This window comes from Peribacillus sp. BM1, from assembly GCF_056679975.1.
Genome location: NZ_CM155259.1, coordinates 3,560,922 through 3,574,978, shown reverse-complemented (window position 1 = coordinate 3,574,978; position 14,057 = coordinate 3,560,922). Strand labels below are relative to the sequence as shown.

14 protein-coding genes are annotated in these 14,057 nt (G+C 38.3%); all 14 read left to right on the top strand.

Features of this window, described 5'->3' with window-relative positions:
- Positions 1-291 precede the first annotated feature (291 nt).
- The 14 genes from AC1MGI_RS17195 to AC1MGI_RS17130 all read left to right on the top strand — a co-directional run bounded on the left by AC1MGI_RS17195 (position 292) and on the right by AC1MGI_RS17130 (position 13,539).
- The gene (locus tag AC1MGI_RS17195) at positions 292-900 is read left to right on the top strand and encodes a YphA family membrane protein (RefSeq protein ID WP_480346511.1); all 609 of its coding nucleotides are present in this window, start codon (positions 292-294) and stop codon (positions 898-900) included.
- 572 nt (positions 901-1,472) lie between these two features.
- A complete protein-coding gene (der, locus tag AC1MGI_RS17190; protein ID WP_480346509.1) occupies positions 1,473-2,783 on the top strand; it encodes a ribosome biogenesis GTPase Der in 1,311 nt (436 codons plus the stop codon).
- A 16-nt stretch (positions 2,784-2,799) separates the two neighbouring features.
- Entirely contained in the window at positions 2,800-3,852 is a 1,053-nt protein-coding gene (locus AC1MGI_RS17185) for an NAD(P)H-dependent glycerol-3-phosphate dehydrogenase (RefSeq protein WP_480346507.1), read from the top strand.
- 473 nt (positions 3,853-4,325) lie between these two features.
- On the top strand, positions 4,326-4,523 hold the full coding sequence (locus AC1MGI_RS17180; protein WP_062178588.1) for a DUF2768 domain-containing protein: 198 nt from the start codon (positions 4,326-4,328) through the stop codon (positions 4,521-4,523).
- A gap of 13 nt (positions 4,524-4,536) precedes the next feature.
- A complete protein-coding gene (locus tag AC1MGI_RS17175; RefSeq protein WP_480346506.1) occupies positions 4,537-5,256 on the top strand; it encodes a hypothetical protein in 720 nt (239 codons plus the stop codon).
- A 200-nt stretch (positions 5,257-5,456) separates the two neighbouring features.
- Positions 5,457-6,935, top strand: coding sequence for a stage IV sporulation protein A (gene spoIVA, locus AC1MGI_RS17170; protein ID WP_480346504.1), 1,479 nt, complete (start codon positions 5,457-5,459; stop codon positions 6,933-6,935).
- A 776-nt stretch (positions 6,936-7,711) separates the two neighbouring features.
- The gene (locus AC1MGI_RS17165; RefSeq protein ID WP_028391560.1) at positions 7,712-7,984 is read left to right on the top strand and encodes an HU family DNA-binding protein; all 273 of its coding nucleotides are present in this window, start codon (positions 7,712-7,714) and stop codon (positions 7,982-7,984) included.
- A gap of 282 nt (positions 7,985-8,266) precedes the next feature.
- Positions 8,267-8,833 carry a GTP cyclohydrolase I FolE gene (gene folE / locus AC1MGI_RS17160; RefSeq protein ID WP_480346502.1) on the top strand — a complete coding sequence of 189 codons (567 nt, stop codon included), beginning with the start codon at positions 8,267-8,269 and terminating at the stop codon, positions 8,831-8,833.
- Between the two features lie 21 nt (positions 8,834-8,854).
- Complete coding sequence (gene mtrB, locus AC1MGI_RS17155; RefSeq protein ID WP_480346500.1) at positions 8,855-9,088, top strand: trp RNA-binding attenuation protein MtrB; 234 nt, start codon at positions 8,855-8,857, stop codon at positions 9,086-9,088.
- A 211-nt stretch (positions 9,089-9,299) separates the two neighbouring features.
- A complete protein-coding gene (locus AC1MGI_RS17150; protein ID WP_480346498.1) occupies positions 9,300-10,130 on the top strand; it encodes a heptaprenyl diphosphate synthase component 1 in 831 nt (276 codons plus the stop codon).
- Positions 10,131-10,132: 2 nt separating this feature from the next.
- A complete protein-coding gene (locus tag AC1MGI_RS17145) occupies positions 10,133-10,837 on the top strand; it encodes a demethylmenaquinone methyltransferase (protein ID WP_480346497.1) in 705 nt (234 codons plus the stop codon).
- 34 nt (positions 10,838-10,871) lie between these two features.
- On the top strand, positions 10,872-11,834 hold the full coding sequence (gene hepT, locus AC1MGI_RS17140) for a heptaprenyl diphosphate synthase component II (RefSeq protein ID WP_480346495.1): 963 nt from the start codon (positions 10,872-10,874) through the stop codon (positions 11,832-11,834).
- 218 nt (positions 11,835-12,052) lie between these two features.
- The gene (gene ndk, locus AC1MGI_RS17135; protein ID WP_480346493.1) at positions 12,053-12,499 is read left to right on the top strand and encodes a nucleoside-diphosphate kinase; all 447 of its coding nucleotides are present in this window, start codon (positions 12,053-12,055) and stop codon (positions 12,497-12,499) included.
- A 263-nt stretch (positions 12,500-12,762) separates the two neighbouring features.
- Entirely contained in the window at positions 12,763-13,539 is a 777-nt protein-coding gene (locus tag AC1MGI_RS17130) for a CheR family methyltransferase (protein WP_480346492.1), read from the top strand.
- Positions 13,540-14,057: the final 518 nt, after the last annotated feature.

The following is a 14,057-nucleotide window of genomic DNA, read 5'->3' as shown; positions in this document are numbered from 1 at the left end:
AAAACAAGTGATGCCAAGGTTTAACCTCTGATTAAAGCAGACATACTGTTTTATAAGAGGTTGTTCAAAAAGTCCGGTAAAAATAGCTGTCGAATTGCTTCGTCGCTCATTGTTGACCTTCTGTTAAAACCACGCACGTCCTGTGCGCAACACAGAAGCCAGCACATCCTGTGCAAGTCCGGTCCTCACGTATTACTGTATACGTTTGGGTCCTCTCGAGATGCACTCCTCGAACTTCTCGGCTCTTTTTATCCTCCTTTTGAACATGCGTTATTAAGGGGAGTGTTGAAGATGGAAGGGTTACTTTTTTATTGGATTACTTGGATTGCGTGGGTCGTTGTCATGTTCTTTTTTTCAAAGACACAGGTCTTTCGTTTTCCATTATTAGTTCACCTATTAGCCGTAATGGGAATTGCCGGATATATTCTTCATATCGGAAGGTACTCAATTGGGTTCGCTGGAATTTATTTATTATTTGTCGTTCTCATCTATCATCGTAGACTTTCAGTGTATCAGTTGGCCTATTTCATGCTTTCTTGTCTGATAATTGCATTAGGCTATGCTTCTTTTCAGTTATTTGCACTGCTCGATCCGCTTTGGGTCTTTGTCAATCCTACATGGTTAGCTGCGCTTTTGCTTCATTTTTTAACATTATTTTTATATAAAAGCTGGAAACAGCGAATAAGTAGCATTCTTGTCGGCATGATTTTAGGTGATGGGATTTATATGGTTACGATGGTACACAATTCACTTTCTTATACCGCTGTATCTTACATATTGCTTGATATGATGACCATTTCAGTCAGTGCAAGTCTTTTTTGGTCAGGTCTTGAATGGTTAAGTGTTTTTGCAATGAACTATATGCAAAGTAAATTTCATACAGGACAAAAACAATTATAGCGGTTGTTCGAGATGCTCAGGGAAATGACGGATAAATTGCAAAGAAGCGTATTTAACTGACATACTTAAGCGTCGGACTTCTTATAAAACTAGGATTTCAATTAGTGTTTGTCCTACACAATTCACTGATTAGCTCCGGTGCTTAGTTTCCTCTGAAAAAGAAACTTCGCCATTTCTGAGCATCTATTTGGCTTGCTAAAACGGATTCAATTGTATAGATTATTATAGTTGAGCTATGGTTATAGTTTTTCTATATTGTTGATTGTTGAAAAATTTGATACTATATGATAGTTAGTGAAGGCTGCTGAAAGCTTTGCAGATAACGAATGAAGAACAATTAGAGCGTATGCTAAGAAGGTTGTCTTCTTTAAGGAACCTGTCAATATTTTATGAAAGTTTGTGGACTCTTTTCATTAAAATATATTTGATTATCTAAAAAAGTCAGGGTTTAATACGGTAAAGTGAAACTTCGATCAGTGGGTCTCACTGCCCGTTAATGCGGGATAAATGGAATGCATTCATGAATGTAATGATGGAAGCGATACATGTTAAAAGAGAGGATGACAAACAACATGCCAAAACCGGTAGTTGCCATAGTTGGCCGCCCGAACGTTGGGAAATCAACCATCTTCAATCGAATTGTCGGAGAGAGAGTTTCGATTGTAGAAGATGTTCCTGGTGTTACGAGAGATAGAATATATAGTTCAGGAGAATGGCTGACATATGATTTTAATATTATTGATACAGGTGGAATTGATATCGGAGATGAGCCATTCCTCGAACAAATTCGTCAACAAGCTGAAATTGCTATTGATGAAGCAGATGTCATTATTTTTATGACAAATGGACGTGAAGGAGTTACTTCTGCAGATGAGGAAGTAGCGAAAATCCTTTATAAATCAAAAAAACCAGTCGTTTTAGCTGTGAACAAAGTGGACAATCCTGAAATGAGAAGTCAAATTTATGATTTTTACTCACTTGGTTTTGGGGAACCCTATCCGATCTCTGGATCACACGGTCTAGGACTTGGTGATTTGCTTGATGAAGTTGCTAAGCATTTCCCGCAATTCGATGGCAGTGATTATGATGAAGGTGTCATTAAGTTCAGTTTGATTGGACGTCCAAATGTCGGAAAATCATCACTTGTAAACGCCCTATTAGGTGAGGACCGAGTGATTGTCAGCGATATTGAAGGAACAACAAGAGATGCAATTGACTCCCCTTATAAATTTGATGGCAAAGAATATGTCATCATTGATACGGCAGGCATGCGGAAAAAAGGGAAAGTATATGAAAGTACCGAGAAATATAGTGTACTAAGAGCTTTACGAGCGATTGAACGTTCTGATGTTGTTCTTGTCGTCTTAAACGCGGAAGAAGGAATTCGTGAGCAGGATAAGAAAATCGCTGGATATGCTCATGAAGCGGGCCGTGGTATAATCATCGTTGTCAATAAATGGGATGCGATTGAAAAAAATGAAAAGACCATGAAGGAATTCGAAGAAAGTATCCGGGCGCACTTTTTATTCATGGACTATGCACCAATCGTTTATTTATCTGCATTGACGAAAAAACGGATTCATACGGTCATGCCAATCATTGATCAAGTCAGTGAAAGTCACGCATTAAGAGTTCAAACAAATACCTTGAATGAGGTGCTAATGGATGCGATTGCTATGAATCCAACACCAACACATAATGGTACTCGTTTGAAAGTGTATTATACAACTCAAGTTGCCATTAAACCGCCAACGTTCATTGTTTTTGTGAATGATCCAGAACTTCTTCATTTTTCATATCAAAGATTTTTAGAAAATCGAATTCGAGACGCCTTTGGCTTCGAAGGAAGTCCGATCAGGATGTTCGGTCGCCAAAGAAAATAACGGAGGCGGTGTAAGTATGTCAGAAATTAAACAGAAAATTGCAGTGATTGGCGCTGGAAGCTGGGGAACAGCTCTTGCCATGGTTTTAGCCGACAATCAGCACCAAGTCCGTCTATGGGGCCATAATGAAGCGCAAATCACGGAAATTAATACACAGCACACAAACTCAAAGTATTTGCCTAATATCGAATTACCTACAAATATTGTTGGATACCATTCACTTGAACATGCCGTGGAAGGTATTGAGATGATGATCATGGCGATACCAACAAAGGCTATCAGAGACGTGCTGAAGGATATTGTTCCATTAGTAAGCCGACCTATGACTATTGTTCATGTATCCAAGGGTATCGAGCCTGATTCACTTTTGCGCATATCGGAAATGATTGAAGAAGAGGTTCCGGCATCGAAGCTTCAATCAGTCGTTGTTTTATCAGGGCCAAGTCATGCTGAGGAAGTCAGTTTGCGTCAGCCAACGATCGTAACGGTTTCATCAAAAAACATGAAAGCTGCTGAGAACATCCAGGATTTATTTATGAATCAAAACTTTCGTGTCTATACAAATCCAGACATCGTGGGGGTTGAAATTGGTGGTGCGCTGAAAAATATCATCGCTTTGGCCGCTGGTATCACGAATGGGTTAGGATATGGCGACAATGCAAAAGCAGCGTTGATCACACGAGGGCTTGCTGAAATATCTAGATTAGGGACCGCGATGGGAGCAAATCCACTGACATTTTCCGGAATCACTGGAATTGGTGATTTAATTGTTACTTGTACTAGTATTCATTCCAGAAATTGGCGTGCAGGTAATATGCTTGGCAAAGGAATTAACCTTGAAGAAGTACTTGCGAATATGGGCATGGTTGTAGAGGGTGTACGAACAACGAAAGCCGCCTATCAACTTGCTCAAAAGGTCGGAGTTGATATGCCGATTACGAATGCCTTATATGGTGTTTTGTTCAATGAACAGAACGTGAAGGATTCGGTCGATTCATTGATGACGCGAGTGAAAAGAAACGAAATTGAAGATTTGTTTAATGCTTGGGGAGAAAAACAAAAGCTGTAACATAATGTGAAACTTCAATCAGTGGGGACCCCTCCGCCTGAGCTTTTGTGATTCTTTTAAGCCTTTATAGGTTACTACTCGTTAATGAGGGATAAATATTTATCTTAAAATAGGCGATAGATGGTTCGAGTCTATGCACATCTGCATACAATGCTACGACAGTAAACTAGCAACATGCCTTGGTTTTAGGTGGATTTAGTCAAATGGCAGAAGATAAAGGACTTCTTTATCTTCTGTCTTTTTTATAATGGACTATGTTAACTAATATGTTAATAAAACAAATAGACCTAGAGCTAAAATGAGTCAAAAGTCACCATCGCTAAATAACATAACCAAATTATTTATAACAATTTGAAGGTCAGCTTTGCCTGAGGACCTGATCCTTTTTCAAATATTTCTACAGGAATCGATAATTCTCTCCCATTACTGGAAATTCATATGATATAATGATTCGGAAAAAGGAGAGGATTTTAATGACACCAGCACTACAGAAAATGTGGATTTCGTTTGTTGCCATGGGATTTATGGCAATCTCCATTTTTTCGATTTATTTTAGTCGTTATAAATTAAAAGGAATTTGGCGTACATTAACCGCAATAATTGCATACATACTAATGATTTTGGCCGGTCTGATTATTTTTGTAGTAGTTGTCAGCGGGCCGACGAATTAAAGAGGGTACCGACATGAAATCGATAAAAAGGTTCTTAAGTATTTGCACAATTCCCCTCCTATTATCAGGTTGTTTATATCCAGTTGAAAAAAAAGTGGAGAATCAGACACCTTATAAAGAGCAAATTCAGTCTGTGCAAAGCGCAGTAGATCAATTTCAAAGTGACCAAGCTGTTTTGCCGATTTTAACGAAAGAGAATGATACGCCTATTTATCAGAAATACGTGATTGACTTTAGGAAAATAGCGCCAAGATATATGGCTGAAGCGCCAGGAAACTCCTACGAGGCAGGAGGCGTGTTTCAATACGTACTAGTCGATGTTGAAGATGATCCAACTGTGAAATTGATCGACGTTCGTATGGCTCAACAAATTCAAGATTTGATGATAAGGATAACCCTTTATCGTCAAAGTAATGGATACCCGCCATTTGGAGAGAGGATTTCGGACTATGTGTATGCATTGAATTATGAGAAGTTAGGCATGAAGGAAGCGCCTACAGTGACAAGCCCATATAGTCAGAAACCGCTTCAAATTGTTATTGATACAAATGGTGAGCTGTTTGTCGATTATACGCCTGATTTATACGACGTCTTACAAACTGATGCAGAAAATTACAAGCCTGGAGAAGATATTCGTAATCTCCTAGTGAAAAATAGCGAGTTTGTCCCAGCATTTTCATTACCATACACGTATGACGCTAAATCAAAGGTTCCAATTTTCTTAACAAAATAGTCATAACCCTTCCCCTACAAAATATATTGTAGGGGAAGGGTTATTTTATTTTCCTCTATTATCCACAAACATAAATGCCTGCCCTTATAGAGTAAAAAAAACAGGTATATTCTTTTAGGACAACATCATACATTTATATTGTCCTAGAAATAAAAACGGATGAAGTTTATCCCAATGACTTCAATTCAGGAGGGGATACCTTGGAAAAGGTAAACATTTTTAAAGATATTGCTGAACGTACTGGCGGAGACATTTATTTAGGTGTCGTCGGTGCAGTAAGGACAGGAAAGTCTACATTTATTAAGAAGTTCATGGAGCTTGTGGTTATCCCGAATATCGGAACTGAATCAGATCGGGCACGGGCGCAGGATGAACTTCCTCAAAGCGCAGCGGGAAAAACGATTATGACGACAGAGCCGAAATTTGTTCCGAATCAAGCTGCTTCCATTCATGTTGCAGAAGGTCTTGATGTGAATATCCGGCTAGTCGATTGTGTCGGCTATACCGTACCAGGGGCAAAAGGGTATGAAGATGAAAATGGTCCCCGAATGATTCACACACCTTGGTACGAAGAACCGATACCGTTCCATGAAGCGGCAGAAATTGGTACGAGAAAAGTCATTCAAGACCATTCCACTCTAGGTGTGGTCGTTACAACCGATGGTTCCATTGGAGAAATTCCACGCAGTGATTATGTTGAAGCAGAAGAACGAGTGATTGAAGAGTTGAAAGAAGTAGGCAAACCTTTTATCATGATCATAAATTCTGTACAGCCACATCATCCTGATACTGCGGTTTTAAGGGAAAATCTACAAGAGAAATATGATATTCCTGTATTGACGATGAGTGTAGAAGGAATGAGAGAATCTGATGTACTAAGCGTTCTACGTGAAGCGTTATATGAATTTCCAGTGCTTGAGGTAAATGTGAATCTACCTAGCTGGGTAATGGTTTTAAAAGAAAACCATTGGCTAAGAGAGAGTTATCAAGATGCCGTAAGAGAGACGGTCAAAGATATTAAAAGGCTCAGAGATGTGGATCGTGTCGTCGGTCACTTTAATGATTTCGAATTTATTGATCGCGCAAGTCTTGCTGGAATCGAAATGGGTCAGGGGGTAGCAGAAATTGATTTATACGCGCCTGATGCATTATATGATGATATTCTGAAAGAAATTGTAGGTGTTGAAATCCGTGGGAAAGATCATCTACTCGCGCTGATGCAAGATTTTGCTCATGCCAAAGCTGAATATGATCAAGTGTCTGATGCATTAAAAATGGTGAAGCAAACGGGGTACGGGGTGGCTGCACCATCATTACACGATATGAGCATAGATGAGCCGGAAATTATCCGTCAAGGGTCCCGATTCGGCGTACGTCTAAAGGCAGTAGCCCCATCAATCCATATGATAAAAGTGGATGTGGAATCCGAATTTGCGCCAATCATCGGCACAGAAAAGCAAAGTGAAGAACTGGTCCGCTATTTAATGCAGGATTTCGAGGACAACCCGATGTCAATCTGGAAATCGGAAATATTCGGTAGGAACCTAAGTTCAATTGTCCGAGAAGGAATACAAGCCAAACTCTCGCTAATGCCTGAAAATGCAAGGTATAAACTGAAGGAAACATTAGAGCGAATCATCAATGAAGGCTCTGGAGGTCTCATTGCGATTATTTTATAAAATGGAAAAGGTCATTCCTAGAGAATGGCCTTTTTGGAATTTGAAAACGCCTGAATACGTTCGTTCACATCTTCGTATGCAGGAAGATTGTACTTTTTACCCCTTGATAAATGACATATTCGTTTTTATACCTAATATTTGCATATTTATTGAGGATGGAGTAGAGTATGAAAAGTTAGTTCTAAAGCAGGCCTTACTCTTGCAACACATCCAGTGTTTATAATGTGTAAATAAGGGTAATGATGAATGGTATGAGGTCAAATTTATATTATATGCATTTTCTCATGAAAAGATTCCCATTATTTTATGAAATTCCTTGCTATCTGAATAGGAATTGTGATAATCTACATTAAGAAAACGCATTGTAAAGCCATTCTTGCAGGTTTAGGGACCTTTTCTAAAACGTTCCGGTGAGCTTGCAAATCCATCCGGAATTCCTTGAGGTATTTTTATGTACGTGTTCAAAAAAGAGGATAAAAAGAGCCGAGAAGTTCGAGGAGCGCATCTCGAGAGGACCAGAGCGTATAAAGTAATACGTGAGGACTGGACTTGCACAGGATGTGTTGACTTCTGTGTTGTGCACAGGACGTGCGCGATTTTAACAGAAGGTCATTCATGAGCTTTGAAGCAATTCGTAAGCTTTTTTACCGGACTTTTTGAACAACCTCTTTAAGAAGAAGATCGAAGCTGTGAATTTTTCAACTAGGTAACAAATCACTATTATAGTTTGTAATAATGATTTTTTATAAAGATCCTTTTGGGAGGAGGTGAATGGCATGAACAAAACGGAATTAATTAACGCAGTTGCTGAAACAGGTGAGCTTTCTAAGAAAGACGCTACGAAAGCTGTTGATGCTGTTTTTGATACAATCTTAGACGCTTTGAAAAGTGGAGATAAAGTACAACTAATCGGATTCGGTAACTTTGAAGTTCGTGAGCGAGCTGCTCGTAAAGGGCGCAACCCGCAAACCGGCGAAGAAATCGAAATCGCAGCAAGCAAAGTACCAGCTTTCAAACCTGGTAAAGCTCTTAAAGACGCTGTTAAGTAATTACATAACGGTATTTGAGCATAAGAAAAGAGGATGTCCCATAAGTAAAGGGTCAGACCCTGCAACTACTATACAGTTTAAATGAAGTGTAACTAACACTATTAACTGTATGGTGAGTTCTGGATCAGGACCTTTCGGGACATCCTCTTTTGCCTATCTTTTTACGAATATGATACAATTGAGGACGTTATGCTTATCTTAAGCCAATCTTTTTACAAATGTTATTATTAGAAATAATGACTTACATAGATTGATTTTTACTACATCTGAGGAGGTAAAGAAATGACAAATGTGAACCATGCAAAAATTGAAGAAGCTGTACGGATGATTTTAGAAGCCGTTGGTGAAGATCCAGAGCGTGAAGGATTGTTGGATACACCGAAACGAGTGGCAAGAATGTACGAAGAAATATTTTCAGGGTTAAATCAGGATCCAAAAGAGTATTTCGAAACAGTATTTGGAGAAGATCATGAAGAGCTTGTATTAGTGAAAGATATCCCATTTTATTCAGTATGTGAGCATCATCTTGTCCCCTTTTACGGTATGGCACATGTTGCATATATTCCGAGGAACGGAAAAGTTACGGGTTTAAGTAAACTTGCCCGAGCGGTTGAAGCCATTTCAAAACGTCCTCAGCTTCAAGAACGAATTACGTCTACGATTGCGACATCAATCATGGAGAAACTGGACCCTCACGGTGTAATGGTTGTTTTGGAGGCGGAGCATATGTGTATGACGATGCGTGGTGTGAAGAAACCCGGGGCCAAAACAGTCACATCTGCAGTAAGAGGTGTTTTTGCTGAAAATCACAGTACAAGAGCAGAAGTTTTATCGTTTATTAAAAATTGATAGGATTGGGGAGGGAATGGGATGGATGAGAAAACTTTTAAAGATTATCTTGTGATAAAAGCAATGGGAGATAGCGTTAATGTCATTGGGTTAACGAGAGGGTCAGATACGAAATTTCACCATTCTGAAAAGCTCGATGCAGGAGAGGTTATGATTGCGCAGTTTACTGAGCATACTTCTGCGATAAAGATCAGAGGCAATGCTAAGATTTATACCCCATACGGCGAAATTGAGAGCGAATCGAAAAAAGGATAAACGAAACCAGCCTGTATCCATATTTGAAAAGAAGTTTTAAATCAAATGTTGCTATTATGTTATGAACAACCTCTACAAGTATTGTTACAAAAATAAAGCATACAAGGATATTTCCTATTATTTTTATGTTATAATAATATGTGCTTCTAAACCGATTTAAAGAAGGTATAGAGTGTCAATATTATCTTACGGGATACAAGGGTGATCTCAATTGTTAAACATAGACGATCTTTTGATTGAACTGAAAGAATCAACCGAATCAAAAGCTTATCATCCATACTTACTTAAGTATCTTGATAAGCCCAATATAGATTTTGATAAAGTACTCTTGCTTTGGGGAATGTTTAATGAACTGGATATCCCAATACAAGAACGAAATACGTATATTTTGGCTACCTTACTTGTTCAGAGTGCTTTAGATACACATGAATTAGTAACAAATACCCATGACAATGAGAAGAGCAAAAGTGGCCGTTTGCTTAAGGATCGACAATTAACTGTGCTTGCAGGTGACTATTATAGCGGTCTCTATTACCAGTTATTAGCTAATTCAAATAATATCGAATTGATTAGCGTTTTATCGAATGCAATTAAAGATATAAATGAACATAAAATCATGCTTTATCAAAAAACTATCAACAATGAAGTTGAAGTAATTAGGAGTACGCAAGTAATTGAATCTTCTTTAATTGGTAAAGTGGCCGATTATTTAAATATGCCATTTTGGAAAGAAATGTCAGGTGCGTTACTTTTGTTAAAAAGGCTTCATTCAGAAAAGTTGAGCTATCTAAAGAATGGCGAATCCATCGTAATTGCAGCCATTGATTCAATAGACGCTCGAAACATCGATCGGCATACCTTTCATGAAGGGGAATCAAATCGGATACAAGTAGTCATTGATCAGCATATTTTACAAGCTCATAGGTCTGTAGAACATATAATCCTGAAGTTTGCTCCCCGAAATAAATGGGTCAACGAGAGAATTCATCACATTTTGGAAGTAACAGCTGCCCATACTAATACATTTGTGGAAGAAGGGTGAACATGGAACAATCTAAAGAACAAAAAGTTCACCATGTTTTTGAAAAAATTTATGGGAACTATGACAAGATGAACTCTGTCATTAGTTTTAAACAACATATTAAATGGCGTAAAGTGACGATGGATCATATGAATGTAAAACCAGGCTCTAAGGCACTGGATGTCTGTTGCGGCACCGCAGACTGGACCATAGCCTTGGCAGAAAAGACGGGTAGCGAAGGGGAAGTAACAGGCCTCGATTTTAGCAAAAACATGTTAAAAATCGGTGAAGAAAAAGTAAAGAATGTAAAGCAAATCACTCTTCTTCATGGGAATGCCATGGAATTACCTTTTGAAGACAATACCTTTGACTATGTCACAATCGGCTTTGGCCTTCGTAATGTTCCTGACTATATGCAAGTACTTAGAGAAATGTATCGTGTGTTGAAACCAGGTGGAATGGCAGTTTGTCTAGAAACATCACATCCGACAATGTTTGGATTCAAACAAGGTTTTAATTTATATTTTCGTTTTATTATGCCGATGTTTGGAAAAGTGTTTGCAAAAAGCTTTAAAGAATATTCTTGGCTACAAGACTCGGCCCGTGATTTTCCAGGAATGAAGGAGCTTGAAAGAATGTTTAGTCAGGCTGGTTTCGCTAATGTAAGCTATAAAGCACATACTGGTGGAGTAGCTGCCACTCATTTCGGCTACAAGCTTGAACAATAGAAAGGGTTAGTGACTACAAAACTGGGTGGAATGTATGAAATTTAAAATGTTGTATTCTTTTTTGAATACGGATCTTCAATTAATTGAGAAAGAATTGGAAGCTGCTATCCAGGCAGAATCTCCTGTACTTAGACAAGCATCGCTGCACTTACTTCAATCCGGAGGGAAACGCATTCGCCCAGTCTTTGTATTATTGGCTTCTAAATTTGGCAATTATGATATTCATGTTATTAAACATGTAGCCGTAGCTCTTGAGCTTATTCATACAGCATCTCTTGTCCATGATGATGTTGTAGATGATGCTGATCTACGAAGAGGTGCAGCCACAATAAAATCAAAATGGGATAATCGTGTCGCCATGTATACAGGCGACTACATTTTTGCGCGTGCACTTGAAGTCATGTCTCACATAAATAATCCATCTGCCCATCAAATCCTTGCTAAGACAATGGTTGAATTGTGTTTAGGGGAAATTGAACAAATTAAAGATAAGTTCAATTTTGAACAAAATTGGCGAACTTATTTCAGACGAATTAAACGAAAGACAGCTTTGTTAATCGCTTCAAGTTGTCAATTAGGTGCGATTGTTTCGGGTAGTGACAAAGAAGTGTGTCAGAAGCTTTATAAGTTCGGGTATTATGTTGGGATGTCTTATCAAATCACGGATGATATTCTAGATTTTACGAGCTCTGAAGAAGAATTAGGCAAGCCAGCAGGTGGAGATCTTCGGCAAGGGAATATTACTTTACCTGTACTAATTGCAAGGGAAGATCCAAAACTTAGAACATTAATTGAAACAGTCCATGAAACGATTTCAAATGAAGAAATGGATATCATTATCAAGGCGATAAAAGCTTCAGGGGCGATTGAAAAAGCTGCAGAGATTAGCAATCTTTATCTAAAAAAAGCGTTTGCGGAGCTTGAAGGACTTCCCTCCAACCAAGCGAGAAAAACTTTATCTCAAATTGCGAAAAATATCGGTAAACGTAAATTCTAATGATTACATAAAGCTGAGTCGGGATGATTCACATCGTGGATGATCTGGCTCAGCTCTAAACAAGAGTGAGTTGTAGGAAACTCTGTTCATAATGCTCCCTATATTTTTCAAAAATGTATGCGTTTGCAAAAAAGGATTGCTATATTTTTAGAAAAGTGGTAATATTTCGGTGAATAGTTCGAATAGACAAACAGATGATACTTACGGGAGTGGGAGAAATGGAACAAACATTTTTAATGGTCAAGCCAGATGGTGTTCAACGTAGTTTAATCGGCGAAATTGTCGGTCGTTTCGAAAGAAAAGGCTTTCAACTTGTCGGTGCTAAATTAATGGTAATCTCACAAGAACTTGCCGAACAGCATTATGCTGAACATAAAGAACGTCCTTTTTTTGGCGAGTTAGTAGATTTCATCACTTCAGGTCCTGTATTTGCAATGGTTTGGGAAGGTGAAAACGTAATTGCAGCAGCACGTCAAATGATGGGCACGACAAACCCTAAAGACGCAGCAGTTGCCACAATTCGCGGCGATTTCGCTATGACGGTCGAAAAAAACATTATTCATGGTTCCGACTCACTTGCCAGCGCAGAGCGTGAAGTGGCATACTTCTTCAAAGAAGAAGAATTGGTTGCTAGCAAAAAACTAATCAATGAGTGGGTTTATTAATTCTTTGCAATATACTGATTCAAAAAGCCTGGATGATGAGTGAATTTGCTCTTCATCCAGGCTTTTTGCTAATGGTTTAATAAACTATATAACCTCGCTTGAACGTTGAGTAATAAGTTAAGAATAAATAAGTGGAGGGAAGGAAAAAAGGATGAAAGTAACGCTTTAATTTTTCGGAATCAGGTTGAAAAGTACCATTCTCTTCCGATAAGAATAATAGATTGTACAAACAAAATATGCAAATAGTGCGGGGAGTCGTTAACATGGTACAAGAGTATGAACAATTTATTTTGAAGATAAAAAAACTAACTGGCATAGATTTATCATTATATAAAGAAGCGCAAATGAAACGGCGTTTGACTTCCCTCTATGAAAAAAAAGGGTATCGATCATTCGATGCTTATTTTCAAGCAATACAACAAGACACAAAGCAACGAGAAGAATTTCTTGATCGAATGACGATTAACGTGTCAGAATTTTTTCGAAATGCAAAGCGCTGGGAAGTGTTAGCGGAGAAAATTTTACCTCGGCTGCTTTTATCTAAACGAAAGTTGAAAATTTGGAGTGCTGCTTGTTCGACAGGGGAAGAACCGTATACGATTGCTATGGTGCTTGCATCCTTTCTTCCGCTGCAGCAGATAGAAGTACATGCGACAGATATTGATGAAAACGTTATTGCAAGAGCAAAGCTTGGTGTGTACCCGGAAAGGTCATTAAATGAAGTGCCGCTTGAGGTGAAAAAGAAATTTTTCATAAAAGAAGGAAACTTTTATCATATGGCGGATGAAATTAAGAGAACTGTTACATTTAAAAAACAAAATTTATTATCTGAAAAATTTGACTCAAACTATGATTTAATTGTTTGTCGAAACGTGTTAATTTATTTTACTGAAGAGGCTAAGCACCTCCTCTATACAAAATTCAGTCAAGCTTTAAAAACCGACGGCGTGTTTTTCGTTGGAAGTACCGAACAGATTTTCAACCCCAACCAATATGGCTTTGAGACGGAAGAAACTTTTTTTTATAAAAAACTACCATGAGCGTCTACTCTAAAACTAAAACATTGAAAAGGTTCAGGATCTAAAAATAGTATCACTTTATGAAGGTGGCGGTGCGAAGCCCCGCCCCTTTTCCACAGAAAACCTGAATGGCGTTAAAACTCCACCAGTTAATATGAAGGATCGATCATTAAGCACGTTACACTCGCCTAACCATAATGGTGGCGGTGTGGAGCCAGATTTCCGGATACTTACTAAGGTCATATAAGTATACTAGCTAAGTAGATTAGCTATATGAGTAAGTCGCGAAGCCCCGTCCCCATGTCCTTCACACAAAAATCTAAGTCTACAAAAGTGACAGCTAAAAGAGTTATTTAGCAGTAGCGGAATCTTCCGTTTTGTTAGATAATCTTTTTTTGTTTAGACGATACATTTCATATAATTATTTGATTTTTCCTGAAAAAAGATGGATGAATCGTTAACTTGGATAGAACAGTAGTGTTTTTCTTGAAATCAAATTCCCATTTTTCATAAAATTGTGGTATATTGTTACTTAAATC